Origin of the sequence: Pedococcus bigeumensis (assembly GCF_039531795.1) — a bacterium.
Lineage (GTDB): Bacteria > Actinomycetota > Actinomycetes > Actinomycetales > Dermatophilaceae > Pedococcus > Pedococcus bigeumensis.
This window is the reverse complement of record NZ_BAAAQS010000002.1, coordinates 163886-178004: the sequence shown is the minus strand read 5'-3', so window position 1 is coordinate 178004 and position 14119 is coordinate 163886. Positions and strand designations below refer to the sequence as shown.

General features: G+C 69.1%; 14 protein-coding genes. 13 read left to right on the top strand and 1 reads right to left on the bottom strand.

Annotated features, from left to right (window positions below; all coding sequences use genetic code 11):
• The first annotated feature begins 53 nt into the window (after positions 1-53).
• Positions 54-1064: an SDR family oxidoreductase gene (locus ABD262_RS10150; protein WP_344135093.1), complete on the top strand. Its 1011-nt coding sequence runs from the start codon at positions 54-56 to the stop codon at positions 1062-1064.
• A 107-nt stretch (positions 1065-1171) separates the two neighbouring features.
• The gene (locus ABD262_RS10145; protein WP_344135090.1) at positions 1172-1750 is read left to right on the top strand and encodes a hypothetical protein; all 579 of its coding nucleotides are present in this window, start codon (positions 1172-1174) and stop codon (positions 1748-1750) included.
• A 90-nt stretch (positions 1751-1840) separates the two neighbouring features.
• Here ABD262_RS10145 and ABD262_RS10140 read toward each other — a convergent pair whose 3' ends face one another.
• Positions 1841-2335, bottom strand: a complete 495-nt coding sequence (locus ABD262_RS10140) for a MarR family winged helix-turn-helix transcriptional regulator (RefSeq protein ID WP_344135088.1) — start codon at positions 2333-2335, stop codon at positions 1841-1843.
• A gap of 148 nt (positions 2336-2483) precedes the next feature.
• Between ABD262_RS10140 and ABD262_RS10135 the strand changes: the two genes are divergently transcribed.
• From ABD262_RS10135 to ABD262_RS10085, 11 genes are all read left to right on the top strand, one after another.
• Positions 2484-2939 (top strand): hypothetical protein, encoded by a 456-nt coding sequence (locus tag ABD262_RS10135; protein ID WP_344135086.1) that lies wholly within the window; start codon positions 2484-2486, stop codon positions 2937-2939.
• Positions 2936-3583 (top strand): gluconate 2-dehydrogenase subunit 3 family protein, encoded by a 648-nt coding sequence (locus ABD262_RS10130; RefSeq protein WP_344135084.1) that lies wholly within the window; start codon positions 2936-2938, stop codon positions 3581-3583. Before ABD262_RS10135 ends, ABD262_RS10130 begins: the two co-directional genes overlap by 4 nt.
• A 101-nt stretch (positions 3584-3684) precedes the next feature.
• A complete protein-coding gene (locus ABD262_RS10125; RefSeq protein ID WP_344135082.1) occupies positions 3685-5316 on the top strand; it encodes a GMC family oxidoreductase in 1632 nt (543 codons plus the stop codon).
• A 47-nt stretch (positions 5317-5363) separates the two neighbouring features.
• The gene (locus ABD262_RS10120; RefSeq protein ID WP_344135080.1) at positions 5364-7157 is read left to right on the top strand and encodes a thiamine pyrophosphate-requiring protein; all 1794 of its coding nucleotides are present in this window, start codon (positions 5364-5366) and stop codon (positions 7155-7157) included.
• Complete coding sequence (locus ABD262_RS10115) at positions 7157-8260, top strand: enolase C-terminal domain-like protein (protein WP_344135077.1); 1104 nt, start codon at positions 7157-7159, stop codon at positions 8258-8260. The genes ABD262_RS10120 and ABD262_RS10115 overlap by 1 nt, the downstream gene beginning before the upstream one ends.
• Positions 8260-9957 carry a cytochrome bc1 complex cytochrome b subunit gene (qcrB, locus tag ABD262_RS10110; protein ID WP_486352070.1) on the top strand — a complete coding sequence of 566 codons (1698 nt, stop codon included), beginning with the start codon at positions 8260-8262 and terminating at the stop codon, positions 9955-9957. The genes ABD262_RS10115 and qcrB overlap by 1 nt, the downstream gene beginning before the upstream one ends.
• Positions 9958-10112: 155 nt before the next feature.
• The gene (locus tag ABD262_RS10105; protein ID WP_344135071.1) at positions 10113-11288 is read left to right on the top strand and encodes a permease; all 1176 of its coding nucleotides are present in this window, start codon (positions 10113-10115) and stop codon (positions 11286-11288) included.
• Positions 11289-11551: 263 nt separating this feature from the next.
• Positions 11552-11986: a cupredoxin domain-containing protein gene (locus tag ABD262_RS10100; RefSeq protein WP_344135069.1), complete on the top strand. Its 435-nt coding sequence runs from the start codon at positions 11552-11554 to the stop codon at positions 11984-11986.
• The gene (locus tag ABD262_RS10095; protein WP_344135067.1) at positions 11983-12435 is read left to right on the top strand and encodes a hypothetical protein; all 453 of its coding nucleotides are present in this window, start codon (positions 11983-11985) and stop codon (positions 12433-12435) included. Before ABD262_RS10100 ends, ABD262_RS10095 begins: the two co-directional genes overlap by 4 nt.
• A 128-nt stretch (positions 12436-12563) precedes the next feature.
• Positions 12564-13328 carry a CHRD domain-containing protein gene (locus ABD262_RS10090; protein WP_344135065.1) on the top strand — a complete coding sequence of 255 codons (765 nt, stop codon included), beginning with the start codon at positions 12564-12566 and terminating at the stop codon, positions 13326-13328.
• A complete protein-coding gene (locus tag ABD262_RS10085) occupies positions 13328-14041 on the top strand; it encodes a class F sortase (protein WP_344135062.1) in 714 nt (237 codons plus the stop codon). The genes ABD262_RS10090 and ABD262_RS10085 overlap by 1 nt, the downstream gene beginning before the upstream one ends.
• Positions 14042-14119: the final 78 nt, after the last annotated feature.

The window sequence follows — 14119 nt, the reverse complement described above, 5'->3', positions numbered from 1 at the left end:
GACTGAAGAGTCCCCACCACGATGGAAAACCCGACCACGAAAGGCAGCATTCAATGAGCACACTGCGTCGAAAGGTCGTCGCCGTCACGGGCGCATCAGGCGGCATCGGGCGTGCCAGCGCCATAGCCTTCGGGGGCCGCGGCGCGGCGGTCGCGCTGCTTGCCCGTGGCGCCCAAGGCCTCGAGTCAGCCGCGGAAGAGGTGCGCGCCGCAGGAGGCGAGGCCTTGGTCGTGCCCACTGACGTCTCGGACCCCGACCAGGTGAATGCGGCCGTTGACCGGATCGAGAAGGAGCTCGGCCCGGTCGAGGTGTGGGTCAACGTCGCCTTCACATCCGTCTTCAGCCGGTTCGACGACATCAGCCCAGACGAGTACCGGCGGGTCACCGAGGTCAGCTACCTGGGCTACGTGTACTCGACGATGGCCGTGCTCCCGCGGATGAAGCAGCGCGGCCAGGGCGTCATCGTGCAGGTCGGCTCGGCCCTGGCCTACCGGGGCATCCCGCTGCAGACCGCTTACTGCGGCTCGAAGCACGCCATCCAAGGCTTCCACGAGGCCTTGCGATGTGAGCTGCTGCACGACAAGAGCCCGGTCCGCGTCACGATGGTGCAGATGCCGGCGGTCAACACCCCCCAGTTCTCATGGGTGATGTCCAGGCTGCGGCACCGGGCTCAGCCGGTGCCGCCCATCTACCAGCCGGAGGTGGCCGCCAATGCGGTGGTGTATGCCGCCGAGCACCCGCGGCGACGGGAGTACTGGGTGGGTGGCAGCACCGTCGGGACCCTCGTGGCCAACGCTGTCTGCCCGGGCGTGCTCGACCGCTATCTCGCACGAACGGGGTTCTCCGCCCAGCAGACCGGAGAGTCACAGCCCTCCGATGCCCCCGAGAACCTCTGGGAGCCGGCCGATGCCCGGCGTGACTTCGGCACCCATGGCCGGTTCGACGATCGGGCGAACCCCCACAGCCGCCAACTCTGGGCGTCCCAGCACCACGGACTGCTGGGCGCGGGCGCCGCAGTCCTGGGCGGCGCCCTGTTGGCCGGATCGCGGGCCTGGCGCCGATGAGGTGGAGGGACGGAGCGCGGTTGGGCTACGGCCTGGCTCTCCTGGGGGCTCCCGAGCTGGTCGCCAGGTCGTTGACGGGGGTTGCCACCCTTGATCAGCCCTCGCGCGTGGTCGCCAGGATCCTGGGCACCCGCCACGTGCTCCAGGCCCTTTTGCTGATCACCCGTGACCGGGTGTGGCTCCGACGTGCTGGTCGTGCGACCGATCTCCTGCACGCCGCCAGCATGATTCTGCTGGCCGTGCTCGCACCGGGGCGTGAGCGCCTCGCCCTCGCTGATGCCATGATCGCCGGGACCTTGGCCGGACCGGCGGCGTCGACGACGGGCCCCGGGCCGTCGGCCCGCCCGCAGGACGGGGATGGGCGCGACGTTGCACGTGCCGCCGAGGTCTTCGGGAGTGCCGAACTCGCCGAACTGACGGATTTGTCCGGTGCGCGCTCCCGTCGGCAGCGCCGGGCGAACCTGCAGCACGCGATCAATCTCACGCTGCGGGAGACCCGTGGAGCGGCGCCGGCGGACATCCGCGCGGCACTGGAGAGGAACATCGGGCGACGTGGACTTGCGTGTCCCCCGGAGTACTGGCTGGAGGCGGTGACGAGTGACCTGGCGCGCGGGGCGATCTATGTCGTGAGTGGACCGGCCATGCAGGACATCGGTGCACGGGTGCCCCGCGGCGAGCCCCTGTGACGCGAGGGCCTGTCGAGTCCCCGGCGATCGGGGTCGTGCGGACCTAGAGGATGTCAGGACAGGGGGGGGCACCCGGTTGGCGTCATGCGGTCACGTCGACAGGCCGAGCACGTAGCCCTCGTCGCCGTCAGCCTCCTCGCCCGCGGCCTCGGCGAACGCCTCGAAAGCCCTCGCCAGTGCCCGCCGTCGGGAGCTCGTCATGTTCTCCATGACGGCGACGATCGAGGCTCGACGGTGACCCATCACCCGCTCCACGATGTCGTGACCCTGCCGGGTGAGGTCGAGCACGAGGAAGCGGCGATCCTGCGGGTCGTCGGCGCGTTCGACGAAGCCCGCGACCACCAGCTTCTCGACCGTCCGCGTTGCGTTGGACGGATGCACCCCCAGCGCGCCGGCCAGCTGCCCCAGGTTGAGGCGGCCCCTGGTCGCGAGCAGCACGAGCACCCGCCACTGAGGCAGCGAGACCTTGTCCTCGAGCTCGACCAAGGACTTGGCCACCACCCCCACCAGTACTCGCGACGCGCGCATCACCGCGTCGGCCTGACGAGCTGGGTCGTCGTCGGCGTGGGCCACCTTCTCAGTCATAACCGCGAAGTATGCCACCGGTTGCATGGGATCAATGCTTGCGGTTGCGCATTCTTGCGAAGCGTGTGATGCTGAACATTCGTTGCGTATTGATAATGATTGCGCCACGTCGATCAGATCGCAAGGAGTATGCATCGTGCGAAATCCGGTGACGTCCAGCCGATCCGGGGTCGAGGCCCATGCCATCGACCGGTTGCTCCGCAATGTCCGGACCGGACGGTTCGAGCGCAGCCTGTCCGCGCTGACGGCAGCTGGTGCCCTGGTCGCGGCGGCTGAGATCTACTTCGAGCACGACAAGGCGAGCTTCGGCAACCCGTGGATGTGGGCACCGGTCGCGCTCGGCCCGGTGGGAGCCGCCGCAGGGATCGCCGGTGTCCTCAGCCATCGCATGGCCAAGACCGCGCTCCCGCTGGCGTCGGCTGCCATCGTCGCCAACGGGCTGCAAGGCACCTACCTGCACGCCAGGGGCATAGCCGACAAGCCGGGCGGCTGGCGCAACGCGCGCTACAACATGGAGATGGGTCCGCCATTGCTCGCCCCGCTACTCGTCACCCTCGTCGGTGGCATGGGCCTCCTGGCCGCGATCCTGAGACGCGAGAAGTGAGTCTGCCGCTGGACAAGGGTGCGGGCTCGGCCCGCTACCCCGGCATGGCCGCCCTGTCCCAGTCGCGGCACTGGGATGGCCCCACGACCGCGGTCGTCATGGCCCGGGTGGGCGTCCCGACGCACATCCGCTTCTTCACCCCGCACGAGGAGGCAACCGCCAACGCGTTGTGCGACCAGCTGCTCGGGCAACGGAGCGACCCTCGAGTGCCGGTGGTGCACATGATCGACTCCCGCCTCGCTGAGGGCCTCGGAGACGGGTGGCACCACATCGACATGCCTCGAGACGACCAAGCGTGGCGGGACAGCCTCGCCCACCTCGACGTCGACGCGTGCGAGGCGTTCGGCTGCGACTTCTCGGCCGCGTCGTGGGACGACCAGGAAGCGGTGCTGCGTGCGGTCCAACGGACCACGGGGAGCTGGCACGGGACGCCGGCCGGCTCCGTGTGGAGCCTGTGGACGCGGTATGCCGACACGGCCTTCTACTCCCACCCCTGGGCTTGGGACGAGATCGGGTTCGGGGGTCCGGCCTACCCGCGGGGATACAAGAACCTCGGCCTCGATGCGCGAGAGCCGTGGGAGGTCGCGGACGTCCGGCCTGGCCTCGACCCGCTCGCCGCGGGGTCAGCTCGAGGTCGGTCGTAGTGCTCAAGGGACTCGACACCCGCTCCGTGCGCCGGCGAAACGAATCAGCGTGGCTCGTCCCGGCGGATGGGCGTGACGTCAACCACCGCCTGCGAGCCGACATGCGCACCTTCGATGACGCTGACGAGGTCGACCTGGTCATCGTGGGGTGCGGTGCCGGCGGCTCTACCCTGATGCAGCGGCTGGCCCGCAAGGGCTGGCGCGTGGTCGCGCTCGACGCGGGTCCGTTCTGGGACCCGGAGCGCGACTGGGTCAGCGACGAGGCGGGCTCGCACCACCTCTACTGGAACGAGCCGCGCGTGATCTCGGGTGCCGACCCCGTCCCGCTGGGGTCCAACAACTCCGGCCGAGGAGTCGGTGGCTCGATGGTGCACTTCGCTGGATACACGCCTCGTTTCCATCCCAGCGACTTCCGGACCAGGTCGCAGGACGGCGTGGGCGTGGACTGGCCGATCGGCTACGCGGACCTGCGCCCCTACTACGAGGACATCGAGGGCGAGCTGCCGGTCGCGGGCGAGGACTGGCCGTGGGGTGACCCGCACAGCTACCCGCACTCGGCCCACCCGGTGTCTGGCAACGGCGAGGTCTTCCTCCGTGGTGCTGAGGCCCTCGGGGTGGTGGCCAAGGTCGGCCCCGTGGCCATCGCGAACGGACGGTTCGGCCACCGCGCCCACTGCATCTACCGGGGGTTCTGCCTGCAGGGCTGCAAGGTCAACGCCAAGGCGTCTCCACTCATCACCCATGTTCCCGACGCCCTCGCGCACGGGGCCGAGATCCGGGCCGACTCGATGGTGACGCGAGTGGAAGTCGACGGTCAGACCGGCCGGGCGACCGGGGTGCACTTCGTGCGGCGCGGCAAGGAGAGGTTCCAGCGAGCCCGCATGGTTGCGCTCGCCGGCTACTCCATCGAGACGCCACGACTACTCCTCAACTCAGCTTCCAAGCACTTTCCCGACGGGCTCTGCAACGACTTCGACCAGGTCGGCCGCTACCTCATGGTGCAGGGGGCGCCGCAGACCGCGGGTCGGTTCGACGCGGAGGTCCGGATGTGGAAGGGCCCGCCGCCGGAGGTGAGCACCGAGGACTTCTACGAGACGGACCCGGCCAAGCCCTACAAGCGAGGCTTCTCGATCCAGACCGTCTCGCCACTGCCGATCGCCTGGGCCGAGCACGTCTCCGCGCAAGGACACTTCGGCGACGACCTGCGCCGCTACCTGAGTGACTACCCGCACTGGGCCTGTCTCGGCGCCCTCTGCGAGTTCCTGCCACGACCGGACAACCGGGTGACCCTGGCGCCGGAGACGGACCGCCACGGTCTCCCGGTGGCCAACTTCTCGTACTCGCAAGGAGAGAACGACAAGCTGCTGATGAAGGCGGCCACCGCGGCGATGGAGTCGCTGCTCAAGGCGGCCGGTGCGGACGAGGTGATCACCATCGCCCGGTTCGCGCACCTTGTCGGCGGTGCCCGGATGGCCGCGGACGAGGAGCACGGCGTGGTGGACGCGTCCTGCCGCAGTTTCGCGGTCCCGAACCTCTACGTCACCGACGGCAGCGTGCTGCCGACCCAGGGCAGTGCCAACCCGGCCCTGACGATCATGGCCGTGGCCGCCCGCACCGCGGATGTCCTGACGGGGGGCGCACGCGGCGGCCCTGCCCCGCCGCGCTCCGGGAGGGTCCGGGGCACACGGCAATCCGTCGCCGCGGCTACGGGTACCCCCTCGGGACACGGGTAGGTACGAGACGCACCGCTCCAACACACCTCGAGCCGAAGGAGAAGAGAATGCCTGCACCGACTGTGGCCGACCACCTGCTGGAGCGACTGCGCGACTGGGGGGTCGAGCACGTGTTCGCCTTCCCCGGAGACGGGATCAACGGCATCCTCGCCGCATTCGGGAGGGCCGACAACACGCCCCGGTTCGTCCAGTCGCGCCACGAGGAGATGTCCGCCTTCGAAGCCGTGGGCTACGCCAAGTTCGGTGGCACCTTCGGCGTCTGCATGGCGACCTCGGGTCCTGGGGCCATCCACCTCCTCAACGGGCTCTACGACGCCAAGCTCGACCACGTGCCGGTCGTGGCCATCGTGGGCCAGACCGCACGCAGTGGCATGGGGGGCGCCTACCAGCAGGAGGTCGACCTGCTCAGCCTCTACAAGGACGTCGCCAGCGAGTACGTCCAGATGGTGACGGTCCCCGAGCAGCTCCCCAACGTCCTCGACCGCGCGATCCGCACCGCGCTCGCCGAACGGGCGCCCACCGCCGTCATCATCCCCTCCGACGTGCAGGAGCTGGAGTACTCGGCACCCACCCACGAGATGAAGATGGTGCCGTCGAGTCTGGGGATCGAGTGGCCCCAGGTCGCACCACACGACGAGGCGGTCCGGCGCGCAGCCGAGATCCTGTGCAGCGGGTCCAAACCAGCGATCCTCGTCGGGCAGGGTGCCCGCGGCGCCCGGGCCGAGATCGAGGAGGTCGCCGAGATCCTCGGTGCGGGTGCCGCAAAGGCCCTGCTGGGCAAGGACGTCCTCTCCGACGAGCTTGCCTGGGTCACCGGTTCGATCGGCCTGCTGGGCACCCGACCCAGCTACGAGCTGATGAAGGGCTGCGACACCCTCCTCACGGTGGGGTCGAACTTCCCGTACACCCAGTTCATGCCTGCCTTCGGCCAGGCCCGCGCGGTCCAGGTCGACCTCGACGGCAAGTACATCGGCATGCGCTATCCCTACGAGCTCAACCTGGTGGGCGATGCCGCCGCAACCCTGCGGGCCCTGATCCCGCACCTGCGTCGCAACGAGGACCGGGGCTGGCGTCAGACCATCGAGTCCAACGTCGCGGACTGGTGGGAGTCAATGGACCGTGAGGCGCACGTGGACGCCGACCCGGTCAACCCGCAGCTGCTGTTCCACGAGGCGTCCAAGCAGCTCCCACCCACGACCATGCTCGCCGCAGACTCCGGGTCAGCAGCCAACTGGTATGCCCGGCAGCTGAGGTTCCGCGGCGAGATGCGCGGGTCGCTGTCGGGAACCCTCGCCACCATGGGACCCGGGGTCCCGTACGGGATCGGTGCCAAGTTCGCCCACCCCGACCGCCCCGCAGTCGTGTTCGTCGGTGACGGTGCGATGCAGATGAACGGCATGGCCGAGCTCATCACGATCAAGCACTACTGGGAGGGGTGGAGCGACCCGAGGCTGATCGTCGCGGTGCTCCACAACAACGACCTCAACCAGGTCACGTGGGAGATGCGGGCGATGTCGGGCTCGCCGAAGTTCGCCGAGTCCCAGACCCTGCCGGACGTGGACTACGCCGGCTTCGCGAGCAGCCTTGGACTGGGGTCGATCCGGGTCACCGAGCCTGCCCAGCTCGCGGATGCCTGGCGACGGGCGCTCGCCGCCGACCGGCCCACGGTGCTCGACGTGCACGTCGACCCGGACGTGCCGCCAGTGCCGCCGCACGCGACCTGGACGGAGATGAAGGCCACCGCCCGATCGCTCCTGCACGGTGACGAGGACCGGTGGGGCGTGGTGCGAGAAGGCGTCAAGACCAAGGTCGCCGAGATCCTTCCGGTGGGAGATGGGTGATGAAGCCTGACGTCTCGGTCGACGCGGTGGAGGTCCACGCCTACACCGTGCCGACGGATGCGCCCGAGGCTGACGGCACGTTCGCCTGGGAGAGCACGACCCTCGTGCTGGTCCAGGTGCGGGCCGCGGGCAAGGTCGGCACCGGGTGGACCTACGCCCCGCGGGCGGCAGCCACCCTCGTCCAGGACCTGTTGGCCCCCGTGGTCAGAGGGCGCGATCCGCTCGACCTCCCAGCCCTGTCGCAGGCCATGCTGAGAGCGGTGCGCAACACCGGCCGGCCGGGCTTGGCGTCGTATGCGGTCAGTGCCGTCGACGTGGCCCTGTGGGACCTGAAGGCGCGGCTATTCGATCGCCCGCTCCACCGACTGTTGGGCCCAGCCCGGCCCGAGGTGGCCGTGTACGGAAGCGGTGGCTTCACGACGTACAACCGCACCCAGCTCGACCGCCAGCTGGAAGGCTGGATGGATCAGGCCATCCCGCGCGTGAAGATCAAGATCGGCGAGGCTTGGGGGACCTGCACCGAGCGCGATCTCGCACGCATGCGCCAGACCCGCCGAATGATCGGGGACGACACCGAGCTCTTTGTCGATGCCAACGGCGGCTACGGGCGCAAGCAAGCGGTGCGGGTGATGCGGTCCGCGCACGACCTCGACATCCGGTGGTTCGAGGAGCCGGTCTCCTCCGACGACCTCGACGGGCTGCGCGAGGTGCGCGACGCCACCGACGCCGACGTCGCCGCTGGCGAGTACGGCACGGACCTGTACTACTTCCGCCGGCTGTGCCAGTCCGGCGCGGTCGACTGCCTGCAGATCGACCTGTCCCGGTGCGGGGGCATCACCGAGTGGCTGCGCGCGGCGGCGGTCGCGGCCTCGTTCGGCCTCGAGGTCTCCGGCCACTGTGCCCCGCACCTGCACGTCCACGCGGCGGCTGCCACCCCCAACCTGCGCCACCTCGAGTGGTTCCACGACCACGTCCGCATCGAGTCGATGTTCTTCGACGGCACCCTCGATCCACAGGGTGGCTCGCTCACTCCCCACCCCGACGCCCCGGGTACGGGACTGACGCTGCGGTCCGAGGCCGTCGCGGCATACCGGGTGCAGTGATGGACCACGGACAGTCCGTCCGCGCTGCGGACACGGGTGGGAAGGCAACCACCACGCGACTGGATGGAGTTGCAGGCTGGATCGACGATCGGACCGGCCTCGCCAAGCCGTTGGGCCCGCTCATGCGCAAGGTCTTTCCCGACCACTGGTCCTTCATGCTGGGTGAGGTCGCCCTCTACTCCCTGCTGGTGCTGCTCATCACCGGCACCTTCCTCACCGTCTGGTTCGTTCCGAGTGCCGGCCGTGTGGTCTACGACGGGTCGTACGTGCCGCTGCGGGGGCTGACGATGAGCCAGGCCTACCGCTCCACGGTCGACATCTCGTTCGAGGTCCGCGGCGGCCTGCTGATTCGCCAGACCCATCACTGGGCCGCGCTGCTCTTCACCGTCGCGATCACCGTCCACATGATGCGGGTCTTCTTCACCGGCGCCTTCCGCAAGCCGCGCGAGCTCAACTGGTTGATCGGGACCACGCTGTCGCTCCTGGCAATCATCGAGGGCTTTGCCGGTTACTCCCTTCCTGACGACCTGCTGTCCGGCACCGGCCTGCGCATAGCCAACGGCATGATGCTCTCGGTCCCCGTGATCGGATCGTGGCTGGCGTTTGCGGTGTTCGACGGGCCCTATCCCGGTGAGGCGATCATCCCGCGCCTGTTCACCGCGCACATCCTGTTGCTGCCCGCCCTCCTCATCGGTCTCGCGCTGGTCCACGTGCTGATCGTGGTGGTCCAGAAGCACACGCAGTACCCCGGGCCCGGCCGCACGGAACGCAACGTCGTCGGGTTCCGCCTGATGCCCGTGTATGCCGCCAAGGCCGGCGGCTTCTTCTTCATCGTCTTCGGAACCACCACCCTCATCGCGGCGCTCGCCCAGATCAACCCCATCTGGTTGTTCGGGCCGTACAACCCCGCCGCCGCGTCAGCCGGGTCGCAACCGGACTGGTACATGGGGTTCGCCGAGGGCGCCCTGCGGCTGATGCCACCCTGGGAGATCCACGCATTCGACCACACCCTGTCGCTGAACGTGCTCCTGCCCGGCGTCCTCCTCATGCCCATGGTGTACGCCGTCATCGCCGCCTACCCCTTCCTCGAGCGGTGGGCCACCCGCGCCGGCCCTCGCGAGCACCACCTGCTCGACCGACCCCGCGATGCCCCGACCCGCACCGCAGTGGGCGTCGGCGCCCTGACCTTCTATGTCGCGCTCCTGCTTGCGGGAGGCAACGACATCATCGCCACCACGCTGCACCTCTCGATCGAGAGCATCACCGAGACCTTGCGAGTGGTCGTCTTCGTGGGTCCGGTGACGTCCGCGTGGGTCGCACGGCGGGTCTGCCTGTCCCTCCAGCACCGGGACCGCGAGACGGTCCTGCACGGCCGCGAGACCGGGCGACTCCTGCGGACCTCCGGTGGCGGGTTCCTCGAGGTCCACGACGACCTGAGCCCGGACGAGCGCTGGCCCCGCCTGGTGCGCTCACGGCCCTCCACCGCGGTAGCGCAGACACCTGACGGGTGCGAGGAAGCCGCCGACGAGACGGGCCATGCCCATCGGCTGCGACGGGCCCTGGGTCACCTGTACTTCGCCGACACCCTCCCCACTCCCACTCCCGGGCAGGTCCTGCTCGTGCGCCGCGCCGACGCGGAGGACGACGCAGCCCTGCATGACGCCCGGGTCGGCGGACCGACCCGATCGCGGGAGTGATCCACGATCCACCGGGCGAATTGGCGCCGCACTGCCGGGGGCTGTGACAGCACTAACCTCGAAATGTCTGCGGCCACCCCGACCGGGGTGCGCCGGTCCACCGACCTCGGCACGCCTTCACAGCGCGTGCCGGGCTTGCGACCAGGGAGGCTGACATGACAGTCATCGACGCAGGGGGACGCGCTCTGGGCATGGCGGCCGCCATGGGCTGGGAGATCCTGTGGCCGCTGGTGCTGGGGTTCTTCCTCTCCGGGGTGGTCCAGGCCGTGGTGCGCCGCGAGCAGGTGACCCGGTACCTCGCCAGCGACTCGCCGCGCTCCTTGGCCTGGGCGACTGGGCTCGGCGCCGCCTCTTCCTCATGCTCGTATGCCGCGGTGGCACTGGCCAGGTCCTTGTTCCGCAAAGGTGCTTCGCTGAGCGCGGCGATGGCGTTCGAGATCGCCTCGACCAACCTGGTCATCGAGCTCGGCATCATCTTGGCCCTGTTGATGGGATGGCAGTTCACCCTGGCCGAGTTCATCGGTGGCCCCCTGATGATCGTCGCCGTCGCCTTGGGGTTTCGCCTCTGGGTGCGGGGGCGGATCGTCGACGCAGCCCGAGCGCAGGCCGAGCGGGGTGTTGCCGGCTCGATGGAGGGGCACGCCGCCATGGACATGTCCGTCGATGCCAATGGCACGGTGTGGCAGAGGCTGTTCTCCCGCGAGGGGTTCACGTCGGTTGCCCACTACTACGTCATGGACTGGGCGTCGGTGCTGCGCGACATCGTCATCGGGCTGTTGATCGCCGGCGCATTCGCCGCGTGGGTACCGACCAGCTGGCTGCAGACGTTCTTCCTGGCCAACGACCCCACCGCCGCGAAGATCTGGGGGCCGGTCATCGGCCCCTTGGTCGCCCTGCTCAGCTTCGTCTGCTCCATCGGCAACGTGCCCTTGGCTGCCGTGCTGTGGAACGGCGGCATCAGCTTCGGCGGGGTGGTCAGCTTCATCTTCGCCGACCTCATCATCGTGCCCATCGTCCTGATCTACCGGAAGTACTACGGCACCCAAGCAGCGCTGCGCATCACGGGGATCTTCTACCTGGCGATGGTCCTGGCCGGGTACCTCGTGGAGGCTCTCTTCGGACTGGTGCACCTGATCCCGACCAGCCGCAGCGCCACCGTCGTCGAGGCCGGGTTCGCCTGGAACTACACGACCTGGCTGAACCTGGCATTCCTGGGCCTCACCGCACTCCTGGTGGTCCGGTTCGTGCGAACCGGCGGAATCCCGATGCTGAGGATGATGGGGGGCGCCCCGCCACCTGCCGACCAGCACACCGGACACGACCACCACTGAAGGTCCCAACGTGCGGCAGCTCCCCGCGTCAGGCAGCTCGCAGACCTCGCGGCGCGGAGCGGCGGGCGCGGCGCGCGTCGGTAGCCAGACGGCGATACCGGGACCAGCCGTGGGTGGAGGTGGCACGGGGCCGTACGTGTGGTGGCCCGGGCGCACGGGCCACATCTGAACCGGCCATCTGGACGCGGAACCAAGCCATGCAGGTCGCCGCGCCGAACTCCTGATCGTGGTCGTCGACTCGGCCGCCTGATCCGGAGGCACCCATGACCCGCAAGATCACCCTTCTCGCCATCGTCCCGGTGCTGGCTCTCGGCCTCACGGCCTGTGGCTCGTCCGGCACGGATGCTGGCTCGGCACCGACCTCCAGCTCCATGTCGTCGATGAACATGCCTCCGTCCTCGAGCTCTGACAGCGGGTCCTCGCCGTCATCCTCGTCGTCGGAGAGCAAGGACGCCGAGGCCGTCATCACCATCAGCGACTTCGCCTACAAGGTGCCTGCGTCGGTCGCCCCGGGGACGACGATCACCATCAAGAACGGGGATTCCCAGGCCCACACGGTCACCTCCAAGGAGGGCGGCTTCGACGTGAAGATCGACCCGAACGGGACGGCCACGATGAAGGCCCCCGACAAGCCCGGCAGCTACAAGTTCGTGTGCACGTTCCATGCCAACATGTCCAGCACGCTCGTGGTGAAGTGACCGCCGACGGGGCCAAGGCGGTGGGTGGCGGCCGACCCGGCGCACCCCTTGCTCTGCGGGGACTAGTCGCCGCAGCCCTGCTCGTCGACGTGGTCGTCCACCTCCGGCTCGCCGGCGGTTACCAGCAGTCGGCCCCAGGTGGCATCGGCGCGGGCACCCTGTTCCGCATCGAGTCGGCGACTGCCTTCGCCGTGGCCGCGTGGGTGCTGTGGCGGGGGAGCCGTACGTTCCTGCTCGCCGCCTTCGCCGTCGGCCTGAGCGCCTTGGTCGCCGTGGTGCTCTACCGGTACGTCAACGTCCCGGCCGTGGGCCCGTTGCCGGCGATGTACGAACCCGTGTGGTTCGCGACCAAGACGCTGAGCGCCGTCGCGGAGGCGGTGGCCGCAGGTGCCGCTGCGCTGGGGCTCAGGCAGCTACGTCAGCGCGCCTCCACGCCTGACCTGCACTGACGCCGGAGACGACCTGAAGAAAGTTGGGCTGTGCACCCATCTGCGGGGTCACGGGAAACGAAGTACCTGCACAACAAGCGTGGTTCCCAGTGCGACCCCCAGCGGGCCGCCAACCAAGGAGATACCGAATGCGTACTACCACCAAGATCGCCACCGTCGCCCTCGGCTCTGCCGCCCTCCTGCCCTTCCTGGGTGCAGGCATCGCGCAGGCTGCTGACGGCAACACCATGGCGACGCTTCGCCCGGTCGTCCTCAACGGCGTCAAGGGCAGCGGCACCGCGATGGTGACGGTCAACGGCAACCGCATCGACGTGACCATGGCCGCCAACGGCCTGCTCCCCGACGCTCCGCACGCGGCCCACATCCACTTCGGTGCCGATGCCCGCAACGAGTGCCCGGTTGCCGGTGACGACGCCAAGGCCGACGGCACCATCAACACGAGCGACGGCGGCCCGGCCTACGGTCCGATCGTCGTCTCGTTGACCAAGACCGGCGACACGTCGCCCAAGAGCGGCCTCGCTGTCGACCGCTTCGACACCGCCCCCGGCGGCAAGATCAACTACGAGCGTGGCAGCATCAACGTCTCGTCCGACGTGGCTCAGGCCATCACCGAGGGCAAGGCTGTCGTGGTCGTCCACGGCGTCGACCACAACAACGACGGCAAGTACGACGGTGACACCAAGAGCGACCTCGACCCGAGCCTGCCCACCGAGGCCACCGACCCGGCCATCTGCGGCGTCCTGAACGCTGCTCCCGCTGGCGGCATGGACACCGGCGCGGGCGGCACCTCCACCCCGAACAACGAGGGCATGCTCCTCCTCGGTGGTGGACTGCTCGTCGCTGCTGCGGGTACTGGTGCCTTCACCGCTCGCAAGGCTCGCAACCGCGCCTGATGTCCAGCTCTTCGAAGTTCGGTGACCGCCGCGGCAGCATGGCCGCGGCGGTCACCGTCATCCTCCTCCTCGTGGGAGGAGTGCTGGTGGCGAAGTCGTTCGCAGGCAACGACGCGCCGCCCCAGCCCGACCTCGCCCAAGCTGCTGAGACGACGGCACCTCCGGCGCCAACGTCGCCGAGCCAGACCACATCCCCCGCCTCGAAGTCGAGCGCGACCGAGCCGTCGCCCAGCAGCAGCCCTGACTTCGGGCCGATCATGGGGTCGAGCGCCCCAGTGTCGCTGGTCATCCCGTCGATCGGGGTGAGCACCAAGGGCATCGTCGACCTGGGCGTCGACAAGAACGGCAAGCTCGAGGCGCCATCCGATTTCGCGAAGGCCGGCTGGTATGCCGCGGGTCCCACGCCCGGTGAGTTCGGCCCGGCCGTCATCGGGGCCCACGTGGACAGCAAGTCGGGTCCCGCGGTCTTCTACCGACTGGGGTCGCTCAAGAAGGGCGCGGCCGTGAGTGTGGTCCGCAAGGACGGATCCACCGCACGCTTCGTGGTGGACCGGGTCGCGCGCTACTCCAAGGCCGACTTCCCCACGTCGACCGTCTACGGCGACACCAAGGGCCGCGCCGAGCTGCGACTCATCACCTGTGGTGGTGCCTTCGACCAGGCCACCGGCCACTACGTCGACAACATCGTCGCGTTCGCCCACCTCACTTCCTGACCGCTTTCGGGTGGGCGGCCATGGGTGAGTTGCTGTCGACTTGACCGACTGGGCTAGCCAACGCGGGGCACTGTGCCG

Bases quoted from the DNA above. Each gene is read 5' to 3' on its own strand.
- ABD262_RS10115 (WP_344135077.1), top strand. From the start codon at position 7,157: ATGAAGCCTGACGTCTCGGTCGACGCGGTGGAGGTCCACGCCTACACC.
- ABD262_RS10090 (WP_344135065.1), top strand. From the start codon at position 12,564: ATGCGTACTACCACCAAGATCGCCACCGTCGCCCTCGGCTCTGCCGCC.
- ABD262_RS10105 (WP_344135071.1), top strand. From the start codon at position 10,113: ATGACAGTCATCGACGCAGGGGGACGCGCTCTGGGCATGGCGGCCGCC.
- ABD262_RS10140 (WP_344135088.1), bottom strand. From the start codon at position 2,335: ATGACTGAGAAGGTGGCCCACGCCGACGACGACCCAGCTCGTCAGGCC.
- ABD262_RS10085 (WP_344135062.1), top strand. From the start codon at position 13,328: ATGTCCAGCTCTTCGAAGTTCGGTGACCGCCGCGGCAGCATGGCCGCG.
- qcrB (WP_486352070.1), top strand. From the start codon at position 8,260: ATGGACCACGGACAGTCCGTCCGCGCTGCGGACACGGGTGGGAAGGCA.
- ABD262_RS10120 (WP_344135080.1), top strand. From the start codon at position 5,364: ATGCCTGCACCGACTGTGGCCGACCACCTGCTGGAGCGACTGCGCGAC.
- ABD262_RS10100 (WP_344135069.1), top strand. From the start codon at position 11,552: ATGACCCGCAAGATCACCCTTCTCGCCATCGTCCCGGTGCTGGCTCTC.
- ABD262_RS10150 (WP_344135093.1), top strand. From the start codon at position 54: ATGAGCACACTGCGTCGAAAGGTCGTCGCCGTCACGGGCGCATCAGGC.
- ABD262_RS10125 (WP_344135082.1), top strand. From the start codon at position 3,685: ATGCGCACCTTCGATGACGCTGACGAGGTCGACCTGGTCATCGTGGGG.